Source organism: Streptomyces sp. NPDC054765, assembly GCF_053612065.1.
In genome coordinates this window covers 38,488-60,504 of sequence record NZ_JBSHBP010000007.1, presented here as the reverse complement: position 1 = coordinate 60,504, position 22,017 = coordinate 38,488, and the positions used below count along the sequence as shown (strand labels likewise).

Genomic DNA, 22,017 nt, shown 5'->3' with positions numbered 1-22,017 from the left:
GGCCGCCCTCGCCCGCTCCGCTGCGTCCGCCGTGCCGGTCCCTCACCGGTGGCGTCGGTCGGCGGGTTCGGGTGCCGTCCGGGTGGACATGGCCTCCGGGCCCGCCGTCGTCGTACCGGCCGCCGCCGAGGCCGCCGTGCGGGCTGCCGGAGGACGGGGGAGAAGCCGGGAGCGGCGCTCCCGCCACACCAGCAGACGTACGCCCGCCGCAGACCACAACAGCCCGGCAGCGAGCCCCGCGCCCGCGCCGAAGAGCACGGCCGGCAGGTGGTCGAACCGGCCCGCCGCCGGGCCGTACACGCCATGCGCCCGCAGGGTGCGGTGTACCGCGCCGCCCAGCACGCACAGCGCGAGCCAGACGCTCAGCCGCAGCCGCAGCCCGGCGGCATGGCGGAGCGCGAATGGCGCGGCGCCCTCCTCGGTCGTTTCGGATCATTATGTGTCCGATGTTGGTGGTAGATGCCGGGCCCGAGTTGTCGTAGTCTCGCCTGAGTTGGAGCGCTGGGGAGCGCGATACCGCGTCATGGGCGCGGTAGGGCAACGCGGAGGGGACCACATATGGCAGCCACATTCCGAAGGCGGTTCCAAAGGGGAGCGGCCTCAACGGCCGTGGCGGCCCTGGTGGTCGCCGCCCTGACCGCCTCTCAGGGGCCGGCCGCCACCGAGGTCGCGGCCGCCGGGAAGCAGGATCCGGCCCCGCCCGCCGGGACCCCCATCGACGGTGGTTCGGCCTACTTCACCGACCGGCCGCCGCTCAACAGGCCGCTACCGCACCACGAAGCGCACGGCACCGGCCACGGCACCGGCCAGGGCACCGCCATCGGCACCGGCCCCGCAGAGGCCGGCCTGCCCGCCACCGTCCTCGCCGCGTACAAGAAGGCCGCGTCCACGGTCGACGCGTCCGATCCGGGCTGCCGGCTGCCCTGGCAACTGCTCGCCGGCATCGGCAAGGTCGAGTCCGGGCAGGCGCGCGGCGGCGCGGTCGACGCCGAGGGCACCACCCTTCAGCCGATCCTCGGCCCGCAGCTCAACGGCCACGGCTTCGCCCTGATCACCGACACCGACGGCGGCCGCTACGACGGCGACCGCACCCACGACCGTGCCGTGGGCCCGATGCAGTTCATCCCCTCCACCTGGTCCAAGGGCGGCCCCGACGGCACCGGTTGGGGCGCCGACGGCAACGGCGACGGCAAGAAGGACCCCAACAACGTCTTCGACGCCGCGCTCGCCGCGGGCCGCTACCTCTGCGCCGGCGGCCGCGATCTGTCGTCCCAGGCCGACCTGGACCGGGCGGTCCTCGGTTACAACGACTCCGAGGACTATCTGCGGACGGTGCTGTCCTGGTACGCGTTCTACCGCCACGGCACCCACGAGGTCCCGGACGGCCGGGGCGTCCTTCCGGTGCACCGGGGCGGCGACGGCCGGACCGGCGGTGACGGCGAGGGCCGGACCGGCGGCGGTGCGCGGCACGGCAACGGCTCCGGTACGCCCGGCAGGAAGCCGGGTTCCGGTGGATCATCGGGTACGGACGCCGGCAAGCCCGGCAAGGGGCAGCAGAACCACGGCAGGCCCGGGGGGCCGGGCAACACCGGCCACACGCCGGGCAACACCGGCCACACCCCCGGCGGCACGGGTACGCCCAAGCCGGAGCCCGCACCCAAGCCCCCCACCGGGCCCGCCCGGCTCACGGCTCTCGAACGGGTCGGCGACCAGGACCTGAGCGCCCTCGCGGGCACCGAGTTCACCGCGTCGCCGCGGGTACGCGCCAAGGACGCCGCGGGCAAGGCCGTCGCCGGTGCACCTGTCCGCTTCACCCTCCCCGCCGCCACCGACGCCCGCTTCCCCGGCAACGCCACCACCGTCACCGTCACCACCGACAAGGACGGCCTCGGCACCGCCCCCCGGCTGCGCGCGGGCGACAAGGCCGGCGCCTTCACCATCCGGGCCACCGCCGTGGGCCGCACCGCCCCCGCCGTCGCCTTCGGCGCCACCGTCAAGGCCAAGCCGGCCCCGAAGGCCGACCGGCTCGCCCGTACCTCGGACAAGGAGCTGACGGCGACCGCCGGCCATGCCTTCGCCGAGGACGCCGTCGAGGTCAAGGCGACCTACCGGGGCAGGATCGCGGCCGGCGCGATGGTCACCGCGACCATGGTCACCGACGACCCCGAGCAGCCCGTGGAGAACGACGAGGGCCCCTACTTCAAGGACCCCGAGGCCACCGGCGACGACAAGGACAAGCCGGTACGCACGCTCACCGGGCTCACCACGGACCCCGACGGCCTGCTGAAGCTCCCGAAGATCTACACGGACACCCGCGCGGGCACGTTCCTGCTGCGGCTGACCACGGCCGACGGCGCCGTACTCACCGTCAAGCTGAAGGTCGCCGCCCCGGCCGCCTCCTGACCGGTGACCGGGTCTCCTGACCGCGCCGCCTGACCGGGCCCTCCGGTCGGTCATGCGGCCGGTTCGTCACGCGGCCGGTCCGTCACGGCCGGTGGTCGGTCACGCGGCCGGTCCGTCATGCGGCCGGTCCGTCACCGCCCCACCGGCCAGGCCGCCCCGGCCCGGCCCCCCGGCCCGGCCGACCAGCCGGGCCGGCCTCCGCGCCGGCCCCGCACCGCCGTCCTGCCCTCCGTCCAGGGCAGGACGGCGGTGCAACGTGTTCTCATCTCGGCCGCCCGTTGCTACGGTGCCACCGCCCTGACGCCGTATCAGCTCTCCGGGAGGCCTGGCCATGCGCGCCCTGACAGCAGCCGCGGTCGGACTGGCCGCGGCGCTCGCCCTCGTCCTCACCCTCACGGCGACCGGCGCACCCAGCGGCACCACCTCCCCCAAGCCGCTGCTGACCACCGTCCCCAAGCACCCCTGAGGGAGGGCCACCGCCATGCGCCGCACCGTGCCCACCGGTGGGACAACCCCCGAACCCCCGGCCCACAACGCCACCGCAGGCCCCGGCCGGCGCCGGCAAGCGCGAGGAATGCGCCGCCCGGCGAGCCTGGTGCTGCTCGCCTTCGCCGTGTTCTTCACCGTCCTGTCCCCGCTGATGCGCTGGTACGCCTTTCCACGGCTCGCCAAGATCCCGCCCGGCCAGTACCAGGACATGGTCCTGGAGGCCAGGCCCGCCACCCTCCTCAACTACGGGACGATGAAGGCCGAGCGCGTCCCCGAGGTCACCATCGTGCAGACCCTCAAGGGCGATGTCGCCGCCTCCGACCGCATCGAACAGTCCGCGGGCCGCGACGTCGTCGTCTGGGACGCGCTGTCCTACGTCGCCGGCCCCGACGGCAAGATGGTCTCCGAAATCCCCGAGCGCTACATCTTCGACGCACACTCCCAGGAGCCCGTGCACGCCACCGGCGAGATGGTCGACGGCGACCCCGTACGCCGCGAGGGCATCGAGTACAAGTGGCCGTTCCTCACCGAGAAGCGCGACTACGACTACTTCGACGCCCAGACCCGCACCTCGGCCCCCATCCACTACAAGGGGACCCGCACCTTCCACGGCCTGGAGGTCTACTACTTCGAGCAGACCATCCCCTGGACCAAGGTCGCCCTCCCCAAGAAGATGCCGGTCAAGGGCATCACCCCTGAGTCCGTCGAGAAGATGGGCACCACCCGCTGGTACACCACCAAGCGGACGTTCTGGGTGGAACCGGTCACCGGCGCGCCCGTCAACGGCCAGGAAATCCACCAGGAGGAGCTGCGCGGCGGCGATCTGCTGCCCGGCGGCGGCAAGGTCACCGCGTTCGCCGGCCATGTGAAGATGCGCGACGACTACATCGACTCCACCGTCGCCCTGGTGAGGTCGCAGCGCACCCTCGTGCTGCTGCTCACCGGCTACCTGCCCTGGGGATTCCTGCTTCTCGGCGCCGCACTGCTCGCCCTGAGCCTGCACCTCGAAGCCCGCGGCCGCCGCCCCCGTGCCGCACCCGCCTGCCGGCCCGCCTCCGCGCCGCCGTCCGGCGACGGCGTTGTCAGTGGCCGCCCGTAACGTGGACACATGCCACCGGTGAGCCGCTCCCGTTCCCCGTCACCCCCGGCCTCAGCCCCGCTTGAGCCGCGCCGACGTATGCCGGGTCGGCTCGGCCGCCGAAGGATCCTGTGGCCAGGGATGCTTGGGATAACGCCCGCGCAACTCCGCGCGTACGGACCGGTAGCCGTCCCGCCAGAAGGACGCGAGATCCGCCGTGACGGCCGCCGGCCGCCCCGCGGGAGACAGCAGATGCACCAGCACGGGCACCCTCCCCCCGGCCACCCGCGGCGAGGCCTGCAGTCCGAACAACTCCTGCAGTTTGACGGCCAGTACGGGCTGCTCACCACCGTAATCCACCCGTACCCGCGACCCGCTCGGCACCTCGATACGCTCCGGCGCCAGCTCATCGAAGCGAGCCGCCTCGCCGGTCGCCCACGGCAGCAGCCGGGACAGCGCCTGCCCCGCATCGACCCGCGCCAGATCGGCCCGCCGCCGTGCCCGCCCGAGCTCCCCGCCCAGCCACTCCTCGACGCGCTCCAGCAGCGCCACATCCGAGACATCGGGCCACGGCGCGCCCAACTCCCGGTGCAGAAACGCCATCCGCTCCCGCAACGACGTCGCGGCGGCCGTCCACCGCAGCAGACCGAACCCCTCCCGCCGCAGCCCCGCCACCACCGCGTCCCGCAGCAGCCCGGGGTCCGGCGCGGCCAGCGGCCGGGCCGCCAGCTCGATCGCCCCCAGCCGGGTCACGCTCCTGGCCACCACATCCCCGTCCGACCAGCGCACCTCCTCACCCGAGGCGTACAACGCCCGCGCCGCCGCACACGCCGTCTCCTCATCGATCACCGCCGCCAGCCGCACCCGCGCGGACACCGCCGCCACCGGCCGGTCCGCCACCGCGACCGCCAGCCACCCCGCATCCCGCAGCCCCGACCCGCCGGCGTCCCCCGAAGAGCCGGCGCGGTGCCCCCACCCGGCCTGCGTCCCCGGACCCGCACCCGCCCCCGCCAGATCGGCCCCGGTCCCGGACGCCATGAGGTAACTCCCGGCCCCGCGGGCCCGTGCCACCCGCTCCGGGAACGCCAACGCCGCAATGAGCCCGGCGACCGCATCATCGGTGGCGGCTGCCGCCACGCCGCCCCCGGCTCCCGCATCGGCGTCCGCCCCGGATCCGCCGTGGACGCCCGTACCCGAGCCGGCCCGCGGCCCCCCGGCCGCCGAGGCCAGGCGCCGCGCCTCCTGCCGCCACCTCGCTCCGTAGGCGTCGCCGCCCCGTCGCGCGGTGCGCCACGCGGCCGCCAGATCGTCCCCGTACGCCCGCGGCGGCTCCTCGCTCAACAGGGCGACCACCTCCGCGGCCCGCCGTACGCCGACCTCGGATGCGCCGTCCAGCAAAGCGCGCGCCAGCCGCGGATGCAGTCCGAGCCGTGCCATACGCACGCCCCGCTCCGTCGCCCGGCCGGTTCCGTCCACCGCGCCGATCGCCGTCAGCACCTCCCGCGCCGCGGCCAGCGCACCGGCAGGCGGCGTATCGAGCAGCGCCAGACCGGCCGCCGCCGGATCGCCCCAGCAGGCCGACTGCAGGGCGAACGCCGTCAGATCGGCGACCTTGATCTCCGGATCGGGGAACGCCGGCAGCCGCCCGTCCTCTCCCTCCGGCCAGCAGCGGTACACCACACCCGGCGCCTCCCGCCCCGCCCGGCCGGCCCGCTGCCGGCCCGCCGCCCGGGAGGCCCGCACGGTCGCGAGCGCGCTGAGCCCGCGCGCATGATCCGTCCGCGGCACCCGCGCCAGCCCGCTGTCCACCACCACCCGCACGCCCGGCACGGTCAGGCTGGACTCCGCCACCGAGGTCGCCAGCACCACTCTGCGTACGCCGCTCCCGCCCGCCAGCACCGCGTCCTGCACCTCGGCCGCCGCCCGCCCGTGTACCTGCAGCACCTCGGCGTCCACCCCGGCCAGCTCCCCGGCGACCCGCCCGATCTCCCCGACACCGGGGAGGAAACACAGCACATCACCCGTCTGCTCGCGCAGCGCCCGCCGCACCACTGCCGCCACATGCGCCAGCAGCGCCGGATCGACCCGCATCCCGTGCGCCGGCCGCACCGGCCGCTCCGGCGGCGCCCATACGACGCCCACGGGGTGGGACACGCCCGTCGCCTCGACCACCGGCGCCGCCCCCTCCGGGCCACCCAGCAGCCGCGCCCACCCCTCGGCATCCGTCGTCGCCGACGCCGCCACCAGCCGCAGCTCGGGCCGCAGCGTCTCCCGTACGTCCAAAAGGAACGCCGCGGACGTATCGGCGTCGAGATGCCGCTCATGACACTCGTCGAGCACCACCACCTCCACGCCCGCCAGCTCCGGATCGCGCTGCAGCCGCTGCAGCAGCACTCCGGTGGTCACGACCTCCACGGTGGTACGGGGCCCGGCCCGGCGCTCCCCACGCACCGTGAACCCGACCCGGTCACCCACCTTCTCGCCCAGCAGCCACGCCATCCGCCGCGCGGCCGCACGGACCGCGATCCGGCGCGGCTCGGCCACCAGCACCCGGCGCACCGGCCCCGCGCCGGTCAGACCCGCCAGATCGAGCGGCACCAGCGTCGTCTTGCCGGTGCCCGGCGGGGCGCACAGCACCGCGGCACCGGGCCCGTCGAGGGCGGCGCGCAGCGCGGGCAGCGCGGTGCGTACGGGCAACTGGCCTAGGGCGTCACGACGGATCACGCCCCCAGTCTGCCGCCCCGGACCATCCGCCGGACGGGCCCCTCCGGCTTCCCTCTCCGGCTTCCCCTCCGGCCTCCGCCCAAGCTTCCGCCCCTAAGACTCCGCTAAGACTCCGCCGAGCACACGAAGATCGCCGTCCCCGGGATCAGATGCCCGCGCAGCGGGGACCAGCCGCCCCACTCCTGGGTGTTCCACTCCGGCCACTCCGGCTCGACCAGATCCTCCAGCCGGAATCCGGCGGCCACCACGTCCCGCACCCGGTCGCCCAGCGTCCGGTGGTGCTCGACGTACACGGCCCGCCCGGACTCGTCCTGTTCGACGTACGGCGTGCGGTCGAAGTAGGACGCCCCCACCGACAGCCCCTCGGGCCCCGGCTCGTCGGGGAAGGCCCAGCGGACCGGATGGGAGACGGAGAAGACGAACCGGCCGCCGGGCCGCAGCACCCGGCGCACCTCGCGCAGCACCCGCACCGGATCGGCGACGAACGGCAGCGCACCGTACGCGGAACAGGCGAGGTCGAAGCCGGCGTCGCGGAACGGCAGCGCCCCGGCGTCCGCCTCCACCAGTTCGACGCCGCCGCCCGACGGATCTCCGGCGATCCGCAGCGCGTGCTGCAACTGCCGGTGGGAGAGGTCCAGCGCCACCGGCAGCGCACCCTGCGCCGCCAGCCAGCGGGAACACTGCGCCGCACCGGCCCCGATCTCCAGGATCCGCCGCCCCTTCAGCTCGGCGGCCGGTCCGAGCAGCGCGGCGTCCGCCTCGTCCAGCCCCTCGGGACCCCAGATGAACCGGTCGTCCCCCAGGAACGCGCCGTGCTCGCTCTGGTACTCGTCCGCGTTGCGGTCCCACCAGCCCCGGCTGGCCCGGCTGCTTTCGGTGTCTGAGGCGTCACGGCGGGTCGCCTCCGGCTCGTGGTCTTGGTTCATCGCGCCCGTCGTCGTAGTGTTCGTTCTGCTTGTAGCTGCAGGGACTGTGAGGCCGTTCGACCTCGCGGAACATCGCGTGTGCCGGTTATGGGGCGTTCTGCCCCCGGTGTGCGCGTTCGCGCATTGACCGGGTCCGGCTGCCCCCGTATGCTACAAGTTGCGCTGCGGGCTTGCGCGCCTCAGACGGAGCAGGCCGCGCTCGCATCTGTATGTATGTCCCCTCGGTTTTGAGGCGTTTCGGGTTGCTCCGGATGCTCCGGCATCTACGGGCTTCCGGTGAATACGTCTTTGACACTGTCCGGCTTATGCAGAGGCGATACGGGCTCTCGGCGTAGCAGTACCTACGACTTCAATGTCCGTACCGGAGCCCTTTCCCACATGACGAGCAGCACCGAGACCACCGCCACCACCCCGCAGGTTGCGGTCAACGACATCGGTAACGAGGAAGCCTTCCTCGCCGCGATCGACGAGACGATCAAGTACTTCAACGACGGCGACATCGTCGACGGCGTCATCGTGAAGGTCGACCGGGACGAGGTCCTGCTCGACATCGGTTACAAGACCGAAGGTGTGATCCCGAGCCGCGAGCTCTCGATCAAGCACGACGTCGACCCCAACGAGGTCGTTGCCGTCGGTGACGAGATCGAGGCCCTGGTCCTCCAGAAGGAGGACAAGGAAGGCCGCCTGATCCTCTCGAAGAAGCGCGCCCAGTACGAGCGCGCCTGGGGCACCATCGAGAAGATCAAGGAAGAGGACGGGATCGTCACCGGTACCGTCATCGAGGTCGTCAAGGGTGGTCTCATCCTCGACATCGGCCTCCGTGGCTTCCTCCCGGCCTCTCTGGTCGAGATGCGCCGCGTCCGCGACCTTCAGCCCTACGTGGGCAAGGAGCTCGAGGCCAAGATCATCGAGCTGGACAAGAACCGCAACAACGTGGTCCTGTCCCGCCGTGCCTGGCTGGAGCAGACCCAGAGCGAGGTCCGTCAGACCTTCCTCACCACCCTCCAGAAGGGCCAGGTGCGCTCCGGCGTCGTCTCCTCGATCGTCAACTTCGGTGCCTTCGTGGACCTGGGCGGCGTCGACGGTCTCGTCCACGTCTCCGAGCTGTCCTGGAAGCACATCGACCACCCCTCCGAGGTCGTCGAGGTCGGCCAGGAGGTCACGGTCGAGGTCCTGGACGTCGACATGGACCGCGAGCGCGTGTCCCTGTCGCTCAAGGCGACCCAGGAAGACCCGTGGCAGCAGTTCGCCCGGACCCACCAGATCGGTCAGGTCGTCCCGGGTAAGGTCACCAAGCTCGTTCCCTTCGGTGCGTTCGTGCGCGTCGACGAGGGCATCGAGGGCCTGGTCCACATCTCCGAGCTGGCCGAGCGCCACGTCGAGATCCCGGAGCAGGTCGTCCAGGTCAACGACGAGATCTTCGTCAAGGTCATCGACATCGACCTCGAGCGCCGCCGCATCAGCCTCTCGCTGAAGCAGGCCAACGAGTCCTTCGGTGCCGACCCGTCGGCGGTCGAGTTCGACCCGACCCTGTACGGCATGGCCGCGTCCTACGACGACCAGGGCAACTACATCTACCCCGAGGGCTTCGACCCCGAGACCAACGACTGGCTCGAGGGCTACGAGACCCAGCGCGAGGCGTGGGAGAACCAGTACGCCGAGGCGCAGCAGCGCTTCGAGCAGCACCAGGCTCAGGTCATCAAGTCCCGCGAGGCCGACGAGCAGGCTGCGGCCGAGGGCGCTGCGGCGCCGGCGGCCTCGACCGGCGGCAACGCCGGCGGTGGCAACACCGGTGGCGGCTCGTACTCCTCGGAGTCGGCGGACAACTCCGGCGCCCTGGCGTCGGACGAGGCCCTCGCCGCGCTCCGCGAGAAGCTGGCCGGCGGCCAGAGCTGAGCTCTTGCCGATAGGCACTAGCCGATAGGCGAAGGCCCGCTCCCCTCAGGGGGAGCGGGCCTTCGTCGTGTTCGGGGGCGTCGTCCCGGGGGGCGTCGTCCGGACGGGGTGGGGCCGGGGTGGGGTGGGGCCGAGGGCGGTGCCGGTGGCGCTGGTCGCTGGTGCTGGTCGTTGGTCGGGTCGGGTCGGGGTGTGAACTCACCCTGTGTACAAGGGAGTTCATGGTTTTGGGGCGGGGCAGTGGGGCTGGGGTGCCAGGGCGGGCCGGGACTGGAGTGGGTCGGGATCGGGTCGGGCGGAGAGCGGAAGGTGCGGAGGCGGGGATCGTCGGGCGTCAGGGACCGTCGGGCGTCAGGGGTGGGCGGGCGTCAGGGGCGGGCGGGACGCGCGTCGCGGGCCGTGTCAGTGGGGGGACGGCGCCGTGTGGCACGGGGCATCTCCGGTGCAGGGCGGCGGGGGCATCCGCGTCGTCGGGAATGCCCGTGCCGGATCGTGCGTTGCCGCTCATGAGAACGAGGAGGAGCAGTCACTGTGTTGGATCCCCAGGGTTTGTATGAATGGGAGCCGAGCGGGCTCGCGGAGGTGGAGGCGATCGCCTCCAGGGACTCCGCCGGACTGGTGCTGCTGTACCACTTCGACGGGTACATCGACGCCGGCGAGACCGGCGACCAGATCGTGGATCGGCTGCTGGACGGCCTGCCGAACGAGGTCGTCGCCCGCTTCGACCACGACCGCCTCGTCGACTACCGTGCCCGCCGCCCGCTGCTCACCTTCGAGCGCAGCCGCTGGACGGCCTATGAGACCCCCGGCATCGAGCTGCGGCTCGTACGGGACACCACCGACGCGCCGTTCCTGCTGCTGTCCGGACCCGAACCGGACGTCGAGTGGGAGCGCTTCGCGGGCGCGGTGAAGGACATCGTGGAGCGCCTCGGCGTACGGCTCTCGGTGAACTTCCACGGCATCCCCATGGGCGTCCCGCACACCCGCCCCGTAGGCATCACCCCGCACGGCAACCGCACGGACCTGATGCCCGGCCACGGTGGCTTCTTCGATGAGGCACAGGTGCCCGGCAGCGCGGAGGCATTGATCGAGTTCCGGCTGGCGGAGGCGGGGCATGATGTTCTCGGCGTGGCGGCGCATGTGCCGCACTACATTGCCCGGTCCGCATATCCGGACGCCGCGCTCACCGTCCTGGAGGCCGTGACGGCAGCGACCGGACTGGTGCTGCCCGGCGCCGCACATGCGCTGCGTACGGAGGCCCTGCGGACGCAGGAGGAGATCGAGCGGCAGATCTCGGAGGGCGATGAGGAGTTGGTTGCCCTGGTCAGCGGGCTGGAGCATCAGTACGACGCGGTGGCCGGGGCGGAGAGCCGGGGAAACCTGGTGGCCGAGCCGGTGGAACTGCCGTCGGCCGACGAGATCGGCAGGGAGTTCGAGCGCTTCCTCGCGGAGCGGGAGGGCGACGGCGGCGCGGGCGGGATCTGAGCCGGCCTGAAGCGGTCTGAGCCGGTCTGAAGTGGCCTGGGCCGGTCTGAAGTGGCCTGGGCCGGTCTGAAGTGGCCTGGGCCGGTCTGAAGTGGCTGGACCGGCCTGGAGCTGCCGGGCCGGCTGCGCTCCGGCCGTCCGGGCGCACCGTATAGCGTGGGCCCATGGTGAAGGTGGGGCTGACCGGCGGAATCGGTGCGGGCAAGAGCGCGGTTTCGCGCTTGCTGGCCTCGTACGGCGCGGTGATCGTGGACGCGGACAAGATCGCACGCGAGGTCGTCGAGCCGGGTACGCCCGGACTGGCGGCAGTGGTCGAGGAGTTCGGGGGCGGTGTCCTTGCGCCGGACGGCACCTTGGACCGGCCGAAGCTGGGCGGGATCGTGTTCTCCGATCCCGGGAAGCTGAAGGCACTGAACGCGATCGTGCACCCCCTGGTGGGGGCACGGTCCGCCGAACTCGAAGCGTCGGCGGGGCCGGACGCGGTGGTGGTGCACGATGTTCCGCTGCTGACGGAGAACGGCCTGGCGCCGCTGTACGACCTGGTGGTCGTGGTCGACGCCGCCCCGCAGACCCAGCTGGACCGCTTGGTGCAGCTGCGCGGCATGGCGCAGGACGAGGCGAAGTCCCGGATGGCGGCCCAGGCGACCCGCGAACAGCGGTTGGCGGTCGCGGATCTCGTCATCGACAACGACGGGCCGCTGGAGGCACTGGAACCCCAGGTCCGCGCAGTGTGGGAGCGGCTGCGGAGCGCCTGACGCGGGAAGGTACTCTCGCCGCCATGACTGCTGCTTCCGATCTTGACGCCAAGACTTCCGCTGCCCGGCCGGCAACCGCTGCCCCCGGGGCCGACACCGGGTCCAGCTCCGGGGCCGGACCTGACTCCACTTCCGGGTCCGCCTTTGCCGGCGACTCGGCACCCGCATCGTTCGTGATCAATATCCCCGGCATCGCGGACGCCGATCTGGAGCCGGACCCGCTGGACCCTTCCCAGATCGTCTCCGGCGATCCGGTGGTGACGGGCAAGGTGCTGTGGGAGTCCCCCGACGAACGGCAGATCCGGGGAATCTGGCAGATCACGCCGGGTGTGGTGACGGACACCGAGGCCAATGAGCTGTTCGTGGTCGTCAGCGGGCGCGCCACCATCGAGGTCGAGGGCGGCCCGGTGCTGGAGGTCGGACCCGGCGATGCCTGCGTCCTGCGCGAGGGCGACCGCACACAGTGGACCGTGCACGAGACGTTGCGCAAGGCGTATCACATCAGTTTGTAGCGGGTAGCGGGTAAGCAGGTAGCGGGTTGAGGCCGTGCCGACGGGGGAATGCCGCGACCGACGGGATTGTTGTGTCCCAGGTGACGCCGTAGGGTCCGTGGCTGGTCCATGCTCCGACGGCGACGGAGAGGAGCGGGTCGTGCCCGAGAGCAGCCCCGAGACGCATGTCATCGACTTCCGCGCCGCGGAGCAGCTGTTGGCGGCCCGTGACCCACGTGGCGCGATCCGGCTGCTGGACTCGGTCATCGGCGCGCACCCGGAGAACACCGCGGCCCGGCTGCTGCGCGCCCGCGCCTTCTTTCTCGCCGCTCAACTGCGGCCTGCGGAGCTGGAGTTCCAGATCGTGCTGGAGCGCGAGCCGGACAACGCCTTCGCGCATTTTGCGCTCGGCCGCACCCTGGAGCGGGCCGGCCGCTCCGAGGAAGCGCTGCGCCACTTCCGGCTGGCAGCGGCCCTCGAACCGCGCCCGGAGTTCATCGAAGCGGCCCGCTTCGCACCCGGCACTGACCACGGCAAGGGCAATGCCAACGGCGACCGCGGCAACGCCAACGGCGACCGCGGCTCCGGCCGTCCGGATGGCGATTCGGAGTAGCCGCGCCGACTGCTGTGACCGCGCCGATCGCGGCGCGGTCCTGTCACCGGACGCGCTACACGTCCGACCGCGCCGCGATCGCGGCACCGTTTGTCGCTGCCTGTCCCCGCCCGTCCCCGGACGTGTCACACACCCGGACGTGTCACACACCCGGACGCGCTTCACGCGTCGTCGCTCCACGGCATCTGTGGTCCGGCCCTATGGCCTGGCGTTCCGTCCCCGGCCGGTGCCCTTCCGTATGCCGAACGCGTCGTTCCGGCCTCGGTCAGGGGCGTAGGGCGGTATCTCCTTGCCCGGCTGGTAGTGCGGCCCCTGGCGGATGTGGCGGATCACCATGGCCAGGTCCATGGCTGCCACCATCGCCAGTGCGGCACATGCCGCCGCCCATTCCGGCCGCCCGGCACTGACGAACGCCACGGCTCCGGCGATCGCCCACAGCAACCCCCACAGCGCCAGTCCGCAGCGGATTTTCAGCGGGCTGCGTGCCTGAAGGGGCTCATTTCCCGTACGCATCGGCACCCATCTCCCACCTCCAGGATCCTCCCGATCGGCGATTCAGTCACCTGTCCCTGACACCTCTTTCCATGGTGTGTGCTGTTCTTTTCACCGCCTGCTCCGCGGGTTTGTTCTCGATGGGGTGCGGGGCGGGGAGCGGGTCGCCTGCGGGGTGGCTGTTGATCCAGGACAGCCCGCCGATGTCGAGCAGTGAGCGGGCCCGGGTCACGGCGACGTAGGCCAAGCGCGCCTCGTCGATGCCGATGGGGCCGGGAAGCGGGACTCCGTCCTCGCCCGGCTCATCGAGATCATCGGGACCCGTGAAATCCTCCGCGATGCGCACGCTCGCCCATTCCCGCCCCTTGGCCCGGTGCACCGTGGAGACCGTCACCTCGGCGGTGTCCTCGGGCGACAGCTGCTCCAGGGCGCGCAGCAGTGCCTCCGTACCGTGTTCGTCGACGAGCTCCACCAAGGGCAGCAGGTCCCGTCCGGCCGGATCGAACTCCGCGTACTCGCGTAGTTCGGCCCAGGTCTCGAAGAGCGTCAGTTCGGGGTGGACGGTGCGGCGCCCGGCCTCGAGGTCGTGTACGGCGCGCGCGAGAGCGCTGAGCGTCTCGCCGCCGCCCGCCAGGGCGACCCGGCGGTCTGCCGCCAGCTGCCGTATCACCTCCACCATCGCTCCCACATTCGTCCGGCACAGGATGGCTTCCGGCGCGCGGACCGTACATAACTCCGTTTCCAGAAAGGGCGAACCTGTGAGCCGGATGGGGGCGCCGACGATCGTGAGCCACCGATTGGCCTCTGCCGCAAGCGCCGGGCCGAAGTGGAACGAGCGGGAGAGGCTGAGCCGTCTGCCGTCGAAGCCGGTCATCACATCGCGCGCGCCGCGCCAGCCGTAGATGGCCTGAGCGGAGTCTCCGACCAGCACGAGTTGTGTGTGGTCGCGCTGGGCGGTGAAGACCTGCTCGACCACGGGGTTGGTGTCCTGCGCCTCGTCCAGGAGCAGGAAATCCGCCGGGACGACGGGCTCACGCAGCGCCCACATCTTGAGGTAGTGGTCGTGTTCGAAGCGGACGACGCCGTGGTCCGGATGTTGCAGGTCGGCCCAGGCCTTGCGCGCGTAGGGCAGGACGAGGCCGGCGAGGTGTGCGTGCAGCGGCTCGGATTCGGCCCCGCGCAGGGGTGGAACATGCTCCGGCGCGAGCTGTCTGTCGGCCGACTGGCAGAAGCGGGTGACCGTGCGCAGGACCGTGTACGAGAGTGCCTTGTGGGTGATCTTGCGTGCGCCGATACGCACGGTCATGTCCTCGTCGATGCCCAGGGCCGCGCCCGTGCGCCATCCCGCTTGCCGCGGGGCGTTCATCCGCGCCTGGTAGCGACGGCCCACGGCGGTGTAGGCGAGTGCATGGGCGGTCCCGCAGGCCACCTCGGCGGGGAACGTCCGCGCGGCATGGCGCGCGACGGCTCTGTTGAAGGCGATATACCGGCCTGACCGGCCCTGCCGTCGCGCGGTGCGGGCGAGCATCGCGAGTGTCGTCGTCTTGCCGGTTCCGGCGCCGGCCTGGATCACCAGATGCGAGCCGGTCGGAAACGCCTCCGCTGCGGCGGATTGTTCGGGCGTGGGGACGTGCATGAGCGCTCCTCGGTGATATCGAATGATCACACAGAGTGATGACATCGCTCACCGTAGCGGATTCCGCGCCGAGGGCAAGAAAGTCTCCGTGGCCTGTGGATAACTCCTGTCTGGGCGCAGAAGGCCTGGTCAGGCCGCATTGTCAGTGCTGTCTGCTTCCATCGGTCGCGAGGGGCCGGTGCCGCTGTCGCGAGAGGTCGGGTGCCGCGGTAGAGCCGGTGCCGGCAGGCAGTGCGTTCGCGTCTCGCGTCTCGCGTCATGCGGTGAGGGGTGAGGGGTGAGGGACGAGGGACGAGGGGTGTCCACGGTCGGGGACCGGTTCGGTCCTGGTGCGTGTCAGGTGAGGCGCTGCACGGCGCCGGAGGGAGGTGCGGATGCTGAGGAGGGACGCGGGGGACATGGGGCGGACGACCGTAGACTCGCAGGTCGGGGGCAGGACCAGGGCCAGGATCAGGATCAGGTCGGGTGCGACGGGATCTGCGGACGCCGCGGTCGGGGTGCACCGAACAAGCAGTAACGGCCAAGCAGTAACGACCAAGAAGCAGCGGTCAAGAAGTATCGGCCAAGAAGTAAGGGATGGCATGACGACGCGGTGGGAGGAAGCGGCGGCAGGGAAGTCCCGGCCGTCGGACGACCCGCCCGCGGCCGGGGGCGTGCGGGAGGGCGGCGGAATCGGCGCTGCCCTGGTTCGCTGTGCCGTGGTCTTCCTGCCCGCCCAGCCGCCGCGCGATGGGAAGATCGCTCTGTGGCGGCCCGATGGCGGTCCGCTGCCGGACATCGGAGCCGGGGGGAGCGACGCTGCGGTGCCGGGCTTGGACAGGGCTGCCGAGCCGGTGCAGCTGACCGTCGCCCGCCGCCACGGGAACGGCGCCCGCAGCCGTACGGTCCCCGCCGTGCTGCTCTCGCCGGCCGAGGCCGTCCCGCTGCTCGTCCGGGCCCGGCATGACCCGGCCGCGCACCCGGCCGCCGCCTGCTGGGGCGCGGCCACCCTGCATGCGCTGCATCTGGCCGCGCGCGGCAGACTGCTCCCCGGGCTGACCCCCGAGGACACCGACGCCTGGCGCGCCGGCCCCCTCGATCCCGACGACATCGCCCACCTCCGGGCCATCGCCGCCGCCATGCCCGCCGAGGCCCACGCCGTACCGGTCCCCGGCAGCCGCCCGCTTCAAGTGCCGGACCCAGCGGCCCTGGTGCGGCTCTACGTGGACGCGGTCGCCGATTCGCTGCCGCGTACCCCCGCTGCCCAACTGGTGGCCGGTGCCCCGTTCACCGCGAGCGCGCCACAACACCTTCCCGGCGCCCGGGAATGGGCTGCCGAAGTCGCCGCCGGCGTCGATGCGGGGGTACGGCTCTCCCTGCGCCTCGATCTCGCCCCGCACAAGCTCTTCGACAGGCGCGCGGAGAGCGGGACGGGCGATGCGGAGGAGCGCAGTGCGGCGGCTGCCGTCCTCCAGGTGCACAGCCTCACCGACCCCACCCTGGTCGCCGACGCCCGGGGGCTGTGGGAGGGAGCGGGCCCCGATCACTTCGGGCCGCGCTCCCGTGTCGACACCCTCCTCGCGCTGCGCCGCGCCGCCCGTATCTGGGCCCCGCTCAGCCGCCTCCTGGAGCAGTCGGTCCCCGACGTACTCCCGCTCAGCGAGGACGAGTTGTACGAGCTGCTGGGTGCAGCCGCGCCCCGCCTGGGCGCCGCGGGAGTGACCGTCCACTGGCCCAGGGAACTGACCCGTGGCCTCACCGCGGCGGCGGTGCTGCGCCCGGCGCCCGGCTCGGCCGCGGACGGCTTCGGCTTCTTCGACACCCGTGAACTGCTGCAGTTCCGCTGGCAGGTGGCCATGGACGGAGTGCCGCTGAGCGAGGCCGAGATGGACGCCCTCGCCGAGGCGCACCGACCCGTCGTCCGGCTGCGCGACCAGTGGGTCCTGGTCGATCCCGGGCTCGTCCGCAAGGCCAGAAAACGCGAACTGGGCTACCTGGAGCCGGCCGACGCCCTCGCCGCCACGCTCAACGGCACCACGGAGGTGGACGGTGAGGAGGTCGAGGTGGTGCCTCTGGGGACTCTCGCCGCGCTGCGCGGCCGGCTCACCGCCGAGGCGCGCCCGCTGCCCCAGCCGCCCGGACTGCGCGCCACCCTCCGCGACTACCAACTACGCGGCATGGCCTGGCTCGACACCATGACCTCCCTCGGCCTCGGCGGCTGCCTCGCCGACGACATGGGCCTGGGCAAGACCATCACCGTCATCGCGCTCCATCTGCACCGCCGGCCCGCCGCACCGGTGCTCGTCGTCTGTCCGGCCTCCCTCCTCGGCAACTGGCAGCGCGAGATCGAGCGCTTCGCCCCCGGCACCCCCGTACGCCGCTTCCACGGCGCCGGCCGCAGCCTCGACGGCCTGGAGGGCGGCTTTGTACTGACCACCTACGGGACGATGCGCAGCAGCGCCCCCCAACTGGCCGGGCGGCCATGGGCCTGGATCGTCGCCGATGAGGCCCAGCATGTGAAGAACCCGCGCTCCTCGACGGCCAAGGCGCTGCGCAGCATCCAGGCCCCCGCCCGGATCGCCCTTACCGGCACGCCCGTGGAGAACAACCTCTCCGAGTTGTGGGCCCTCCTCGACTGGACGACCCCCGGGCTCCTCGGCTCCCTCAAGACGTTCCGTGCGCTGCACGCCCGGGAGGTCGAGGGCGGCGAGGATCCGCGGGCGGCCGAGCGGCTGGCCGGGCTGCTGCGCCCGTTCATCCTGCGTCGTAAGAAGTCCGACCCCGGGATCGCCCCCGAACTGCCGCCCAAGACCGAGACGGACCACCCAGTGGCGCTGGGGCGCGAACAGGCCGCGCTGTACCAGGCCGTGGTCCGCGAGACCCTCTCCCGGATCGAGACCGCCGAGGGCATCGCCCGCCGCGGCCTGGTCATGAAGCTGCTCACCGCCCTCAAGCAGATCTGCAACCACCCCGCGCAGTACCTCAAGGAGGCCGCGCCCGGCCTCGCCGCCCGCTCCGGGAAGCTCGAACTCCTCGACGAACTCCTGGACACCATCCTCGCCGAGGGCGGCGCCACCTTGGTCTTCACCCAGTACGTGGGCATGGCACGGCTGCTCGAGAGCCATCTGACCCACCGGGGCATCCCGGTACAGCTCCTGCACGGCGGCACTCCCGTCGCCGAACGGGAGAAGATGGTCGACCGCTTCCAGTCGGGCCACGCCCCGGTCTTCCTGCTGTCCCTGAAGGCGGCGGGCACCGGCCTGAATCTCACCCGTGCGGGACATGTGATCCATTACGACCGCTGGTGGAATCCGGCGGTGGAGGAGCAGGCCACCGACCGTGCGTACCGCATCGGCCAGACCCAGCCCGTCCAGGTCCACCGGCTGATCGCCGAGGGCACGGTCGAGGACAACATCGCCCAACTCCTCGGCGCCAAAAGGGCACTCGCCGACGCGGTGCTCTCCGGCGGGGAGACCGCGTTCACCGAGCTGTCCGATGCCGAACTGGCCGACCTCGTCTCCCTCAGGAGGGCCGGATGACCCCCCGCCCCGTGTCCGGGCGCGCCGCCGCCGAGGACCGGCTGGCCCGCGCGGACCGCTCGCGCACCTTCCCGCCCCTGCCGGCCAGGACCGGCGCCCACGGGCTGTTCGCCGAATCCTGGTGGGGCAGCGCCTGGCTGGCAGCGCTGGAGACCACGGCCCTCGACGGGGCCCGGCTCGCCCGCGGCCGGACCTATGCCCGCGACGGCCATGTCGACACCATCAACGTCACCCCGGGCCGCATCGTCGCCACCGTCCGCGGCAGCAGACCCCGCCCCTACAGTGCCGAGATCCGCCTCAGGACCCTCACCGACCAGGAGTGGGACGGCCTCTTGGACGCCATCGCCGTGGACCCCGGCCGGCTCACCGCCCTGCTGGCCAAGAAGCTGCCCCCTGCCCTGGCCGAGGGCGAGGCGCGCCTCCTCCCGGGGCCGGGCGACCTCGTCCCCCGATGTTCCTGCCCCGACCACGGCAGGCCCTGCAAGCACGCCGCCGCCCTCTGCTTCCAGGTGGCCCGCCTGCTGGACGCGGACCCGTTCGTCCTGCTGCTGATGCGCGGCCGCGGCGAACGCGAACTCCTCGATGCGCTCTCCCGCCGCAACACCGCCCTCACCGCCCGCGAAGCCCACAACCACGCCCGCACTCACAACCACGCCCGCACCCGCACCCGCACCGACGCCCTTGCGGCCGTCCGGCCGCCCCGTCACCGCCGCGATCCCGAGGCCGGAGGAGGGGTGCGCGTCACCGTCACCGCCACCGCGCCAAGTGCCATGGCGGATTCCGGTGTTGACGCCGGGGAGCCTGCGGCGCCGGGCGCCCCGCCGGCCGGCGGAATCCCGGCCAGGGCGGCGCTCGCCGACCGCCCCCGCCCGCCGTTGCCACCACCGCTGCCGGCGCCGCCCCGGCCGGGCCACCCGCCGGCCCTGCCGGACGGCGACCACCTCCCCTTCGACCCCGCCACCCTCGAATTCCTGGCGGCCGACGCCGCGGCCCGTGCCCACGCCTGTGTCTGCGCCGCCGGCTCCCCGGGCCCCGGCGGCGGGCGACCGCCCGTCCACAGCCCGTTCCCCGCCCTGCCCCCATGGGAGGACGCCGTCCGCCTGGCCGCCACCGCCCACCCCACCGCCGGCCTGACCTCCGCCACCCGGGCCCTCTACCGCGACCTCGCCGCGGCGAGTGGCCGTACGGCCACGGACGTGGCCCGCTCCGTCGCCGCCTGGCGGCAGGGCGGCCCCGAAGGCCTCACCCTCCTCGAAACCGCCTGGGACCCCCCGGCCGGCGACTTCGACCGGGCCCGCAGCGCCCTCCTCGCCGCGGCCCTCCCGGCCCTGCGCCCCCGCCACAACCACCTCACCGACGCGGACCGCGGCATCCAGCTCCGCTTCGGCCGCGACAACCGCTGGTACCCGTACGAATCCGAGCCCGGCACCGAAGACTGGTGGCCCGCCGGCCCCGCGGACCCCGACCCCGCGGGCGCCCTCACCACCCTGCTGGCGCGATGACTAACCTCGACGCTGTGGAAGGTCTCGACGCAGTCACCCGGTCCCTCGCCCGGCGCACCCCCGAGCAGCTCGCCGCGCTCCTCACCCGTCATGCCGAGCCGCTCGCCCGCCGGCCCGCCCCCACCGAACTACGGGGCCTGGCCCATGCGTTGTGGTCCTACGAAACCCTCCACCATCTCGTGCTGCATCTCGACCACCCCCGGCTCCAGGTGCTCGCCGCCACCGCCCGCATCAGCCAGGAGCGGGCCGGACGGGACACCCCGGGCCCCGCCGCCCCCGCCCCGGGCGCCGACTACCAGTCCCTGATGGCGCACCGGCTCTCCTTCGCGCATCTGGCCACCGCACCCGTTCCGCCCGAGGACGTCTTCGCCGCGCTCGGCGTCACCGCCCCCGGCCCCGCGCGCACCGCTGCCGAAACCGCGCTGCGCCACCTCTACGACGACGGACTCGCCGCACCGGCCGAGGACGGCACGATCGTCGTCCCGCCGCGCGCCCCGCAACTCCTGGCCGCCCACGACCTCGGCCCGTTCCTCGCGGCCCCGCAGCCCGCCCCGGACGACACCGACCCCGCGACGCGCCCCGCAACCGTCCCCCCGACCTCGCCGCACGACGAATCCCGGGCCGCCGCCGCGACCCTCGCCGCCACCGCCGACCGCCTGCTGGCCTCCCTGGCGACGCAGCCCGCCGCACTGCGCAAGTCGGGCGGGCTGGCCGTACGGGAGATCAAACGGCTGGCCAAGGCGGCCGGCGCCACCGAACCGCACACCCGCCTCCTCCTCGACCTCACGCTCGCCGCCGGCCTGATCGCACTGACCCGTACCCCGTCCGGCATCACCGCGCTGCCCACCGGCGCCTACGACGACTGGCTCGCCCGCCCGCCCGGCGCCCGCCTCGCCCCCCTCCTGGCCGCCTGGTCGGGGCTGTGGGACATCCCCACCCACACCCCATTCGGCGAGACCCCGACAGCCCTGGTCCGCGGACACGACCGGCACGCGCCCGCGCTCCGGCACGCCGTCCTCGCCGCCCTCGCCACCGTCCCTCCCGGTGCGGGAGCGCCCCTTCCGCCGCTGCCGTTCACCGAGCCCCCGGAGCCGGCGGCAGACACCCGCACCCCGTGGAAGGATCTCCTCCGGGCAGCGGACTGGTATCGCCCCCTCGCCGTCACCCACCAGCCGATGGCCGGGGAACGTGCCGCCCACACCCTCCACGAAGCCGCCTGTCTGGGGCTGGTCGCCCACGGCACCCTCACCCCGCTCGGCCGGGCGCTGCTCGCCGACCCGCGCTCCCTCGACGAGCCGCTCGCCGACCTGCTCCCGCCGCTCCTCGAACAGGCCCACTTCCAGGCCGATCTGACCGCCGTCGTGCCCGGCCGCCCCGCCGCCGCGCTCGCCGGACTGCTCGCCTGCGCGGCCGACCGTGAATCCGAGGGCCACGCCGTGACCTGGCGCTTCACCCACCGCTCCGTACGCCGCGCGCTGGATGCCGGCCACAGCGCCGAGACCCTCCGGGAGGACCTCACCCGCGCCTCGGTGACCGGCACCCTGCCACAGCCCCTCGGCTATCTCCTCCAGGACGCCGCCCGTGCCCATGGCCGGATGCGTGTCCTGCCCGCCGCCTGCTGCATCCGCTCCGACGACGAAGCACTCGTCGAAGAGCTCGCCGCCCACCGGGCACTGCGCGATCTCGGGCTGCGCGCCATCGCCCCGACCGTCCTGGTCAGCAGTCGCCCGCCGGCCGCCACCCTGGATGCACTGCGCGCCGCGGGCTACGCACCGGCCCTCGAATCCGACACCGGCACCACGACCGTCGAACGCCTTCCCGCGCACCGTGCCAAGGCCCCTGCCCCCACCCGCAATCCCCACGCACCGCTGGCCCTCGCCCACCGTCTCCTGGGGCTCGACCCACAGCCCCGGGAGGCCGCAACGACCGGTGATGCGTGACCGGTTGATGCGTGACCGGCGATATGTGACGGTCATGCGTGACCGGTGATGCGCGACCTGTCGGCGACC

16 protein-coding genes are annotated in these 22,017 nt (G+C 73.0%); 11 read left to right on the top strand and 5 right to left on the bottom strand.

Going from position 1 to position 22,017, the window contains the following annotated elements; translation table 11 throughout:
• Positions 1–42: 42 nt before the first annotated feature.
• A complete protein-coding gene (locus ACWGJY_RS07080) occupies positions 43–342 on the bottom strand; it encodes a hypothetical protein (protein ID WP_453259753.1) in 300 nt (99 codons plus the stop codon).
• Between the two features lie 216 nt (positions 343–558).
• Here ACWGJY_RS07080 and ACWGJY_RS07075 point away from each other — a divergent pair, with 216 nt between their 5' ends.
• The 3 genes from ACWGJY_RS07075 to ACWGJY_RS07065 all read left to right on the top strand — a co-directional run bounded on the left by ACWGJY_RS07075 (position 559) and on the right by ACWGJY_RS07065 (position 3,991).
• Positions 559–2,403, top strand: a complete 1,845-nt coding sequence (locus ACWGJY_RS07075; RefSeq protein ID WP_453259752.1) for a lytic transglycosylase domain-containing protein — start codon at positions 559–561, stop codon at positions 2,401–2,403.
• 331 nt (positions 2,404–2,734) lie between these two features.
• A complete protein-coding gene (locus tag ACWGJY_RS07070) occupies positions 2,735–2,869 on the top strand; it encodes an SPW_0924 family protein (protein WP_362608132.1) in 135 nt (44 codons plus the stop codon).
• Positions 2,870–2,977: 108 nt separating this feature from the next.
• On the top strand, positions 2,978–3,991 hold the full coding sequence (locus tag ACWGJY_RS07065; RefSeq protein ID WP_453259845.1) for a DUF3068 domain-containing protein: 1,014 nt from the start codon (positions 2,978–2,980) through the stop codon (positions 3,989–3,991).
• Positions 3,992–4,042: 51 nt separating this feature from the next.
• Here ACWGJY_RS07065 and ACWGJY_RS07060 read toward each other — a convergent pair whose 3' ends face one another.
• Both ACWGJY_RS07060 and ACWGJY_RS07055 read right to left on the bottom strand, forming a co-directional pair.
• The gene (locus ACWGJY_RS07060) at positions 4,043–6,694 is read right to left on the bottom strand and encodes an ATP-dependent RNA helicase (RefSeq protein WP_453259751.1); all 2,652 of its coding nucleotides are present in this window, start codon (positions 6,692–6,694) and stop codon (positions 4,043–4,045) included.
• Between the two features lie 104 nt (positions 6,695–6,798).
• On the bottom strand, positions 6,799–7,620 hold the full coding sequence (locus tag ACWGJY_RS07055) for a class I SAM-dependent methyltransferase (protein ID WP_453259750.1): 822 nt from the start codon (positions 7,618–7,620) through the stop codon (positions 6,799–6,801).
• Between the two features lie 378 nt (positions 7,621–7,998).
• Between ACWGJY_RS07055 and rpsA the strand changes: the two genes are divergently transcribed.
• The 5 genes from rpsA (at position 7,999) to ACWGJY_RS07030 (ending at position 12,860) form a co-directional block, all read left to right on the top strand.
• Positions 7,999–9,516 carry a 30S ribosomal protein S1 gene (gene rpsA, locus ACWGJY_RS07050; RefSeq protein WP_453259749.1) on the top strand — a complete coding sequence of 506 codons (1,518 nt, stop codon included), beginning with the start codon at positions 7,999–8,001 and terminating at the stop codon, positions 9,514–9,516.
• A 531-nt stretch (positions 9,517–10,047) separates the two neighbouring features.
• The gene (locus ACWGJY_RS07045; protein WP_453259748.1) at positions 10,048–11,001 is read left to right on the top strand and encodes a PAC2 family protein; all 954 of its coding nucleotides are present in this window, start codon (positions 10,048–10,050) and stop codon (positions 10,999–11,001) included.
• Positions 11,002–11,165: 164 nt separating this feature from the next.
• Complete coding sequence (coaE, locus tag ACWGJY_RS07040) at positions 11,166–11,756, top strand: dephospho-CoA kinase (RefSeq protein ID WP_453259747.1); 591 nt, start codon at positions 11,166–11,168, stop codon at positions 11,754–11,756.
• A gap of 173 nt (positions 11,757–11,929) precedes the next feature.
• A complete protein-coding gene (locus ACWGJY_RS07035; RefSeq protein WP_453259844.1) occupies positions 11,930–12,268 on the top strand; it encodes a cupin domain-containing protein in 339 nt (112 codons plus the stop codon).
• A 139-nt stretch (positions 12,269–12,407) separates the two neighbouring features.
• Positions 12,408–12,860: a tetratricopeptide repeat protein gene (locus ACWGJY_RS07030; RefSeq protein ID WP_453259746.1), complete on the top strand. Its 453-nt coding sequence runs from the start codon at positions 12,408–12,410 to the stop codon at positions 12,858–12,860.
• A gap of 198 nt (positions 12,861–13,058) precedes the next feature.
• On the opposite strand, the gene ACWGJY_RS07025 is transcribed toward ACWGJY_RS07030, so the two are convergent.
• Together ACWGJY_RS07025 and ACWGJY_RS07020 are read right to left on the bottom strand one after the other, a co-directional pair.
• A complete protein-coding gene (locus ACWGJY_RS07025; protein WP_453259745.1) occupies positions 13,059–13,373 on the bottom strand; it encodes a DUF6343 family protein in 315 nt (104 codons plus the stop codon).
• Between the two features lie 46 nt (positions 13,374–13,419).
• Positions 13,420–14,988: a UvrD-helicase domain-containing protein gene (locus tag ACWGJY_RS07020; protein WP_453259744.1), complete on the bottom strand. Its 1,569-nt coding sequence runs from the start codon at positions 14,986–14,988 to the stop codon at positions 13,420–13,422.
• Between the two features lie 581 nt (positions 14,989–15,569).
• Between ACWGJY_RS07020 and ACWGJY_RS07015 the strand changes: the two genes are divergently transcribed.
• Genes ACWGJY_RS07015 through ACWGJY_RS07005 form a run of 3 tightly spaced genes read left to right on the top strand, consistent with a single transcriptional unit; the run spans position 15,570 to position 21,948 of the window.
• Positions 15,570–18,506 (top strand): DEAD/DEAH box helicase, encoded by a 2,937-nt coding sequence (locus tag ACWGJY_RS07015; RefSeq protein ID WP_453259743.1) that lies wholly within the window; start codon positions 15,570–15,572, stop codon positions 18,504–18,506.
• Entirely contained in the window at positions 18,503–20,008 is a 1,506-nt protein-coding gene (locus ACWGJY_RS07010; RefSeq protein WP_453259742.1) for an SWIM zinc finger family protein, read from the top strand. The genes ACWGJY_RS07015 and ACWGJY_RS07010 overlap by 4 nt, the downstream gene beginning before the upstream one ends.
• The gene (locus tag ACWGJY_RS07005; RefSeq protein WP_453259741.1) at positions 20,005–21,948 is read left to right on the top strand and encodes a helicase-associated domain-containing protein; all 1,944 of its coding nucleotides are present in this window, start codon (positions 20,005–20,007) and stop codon (positions 21,946–21,948) included. The genes ACWGJY_RS07010 and ACWGJY_RS07005 overlap by 4 nt, the downstream gene beginning before the upstream one ends.
• Positions 21,949–22,017: the final 69 nt, after the last annotated feature.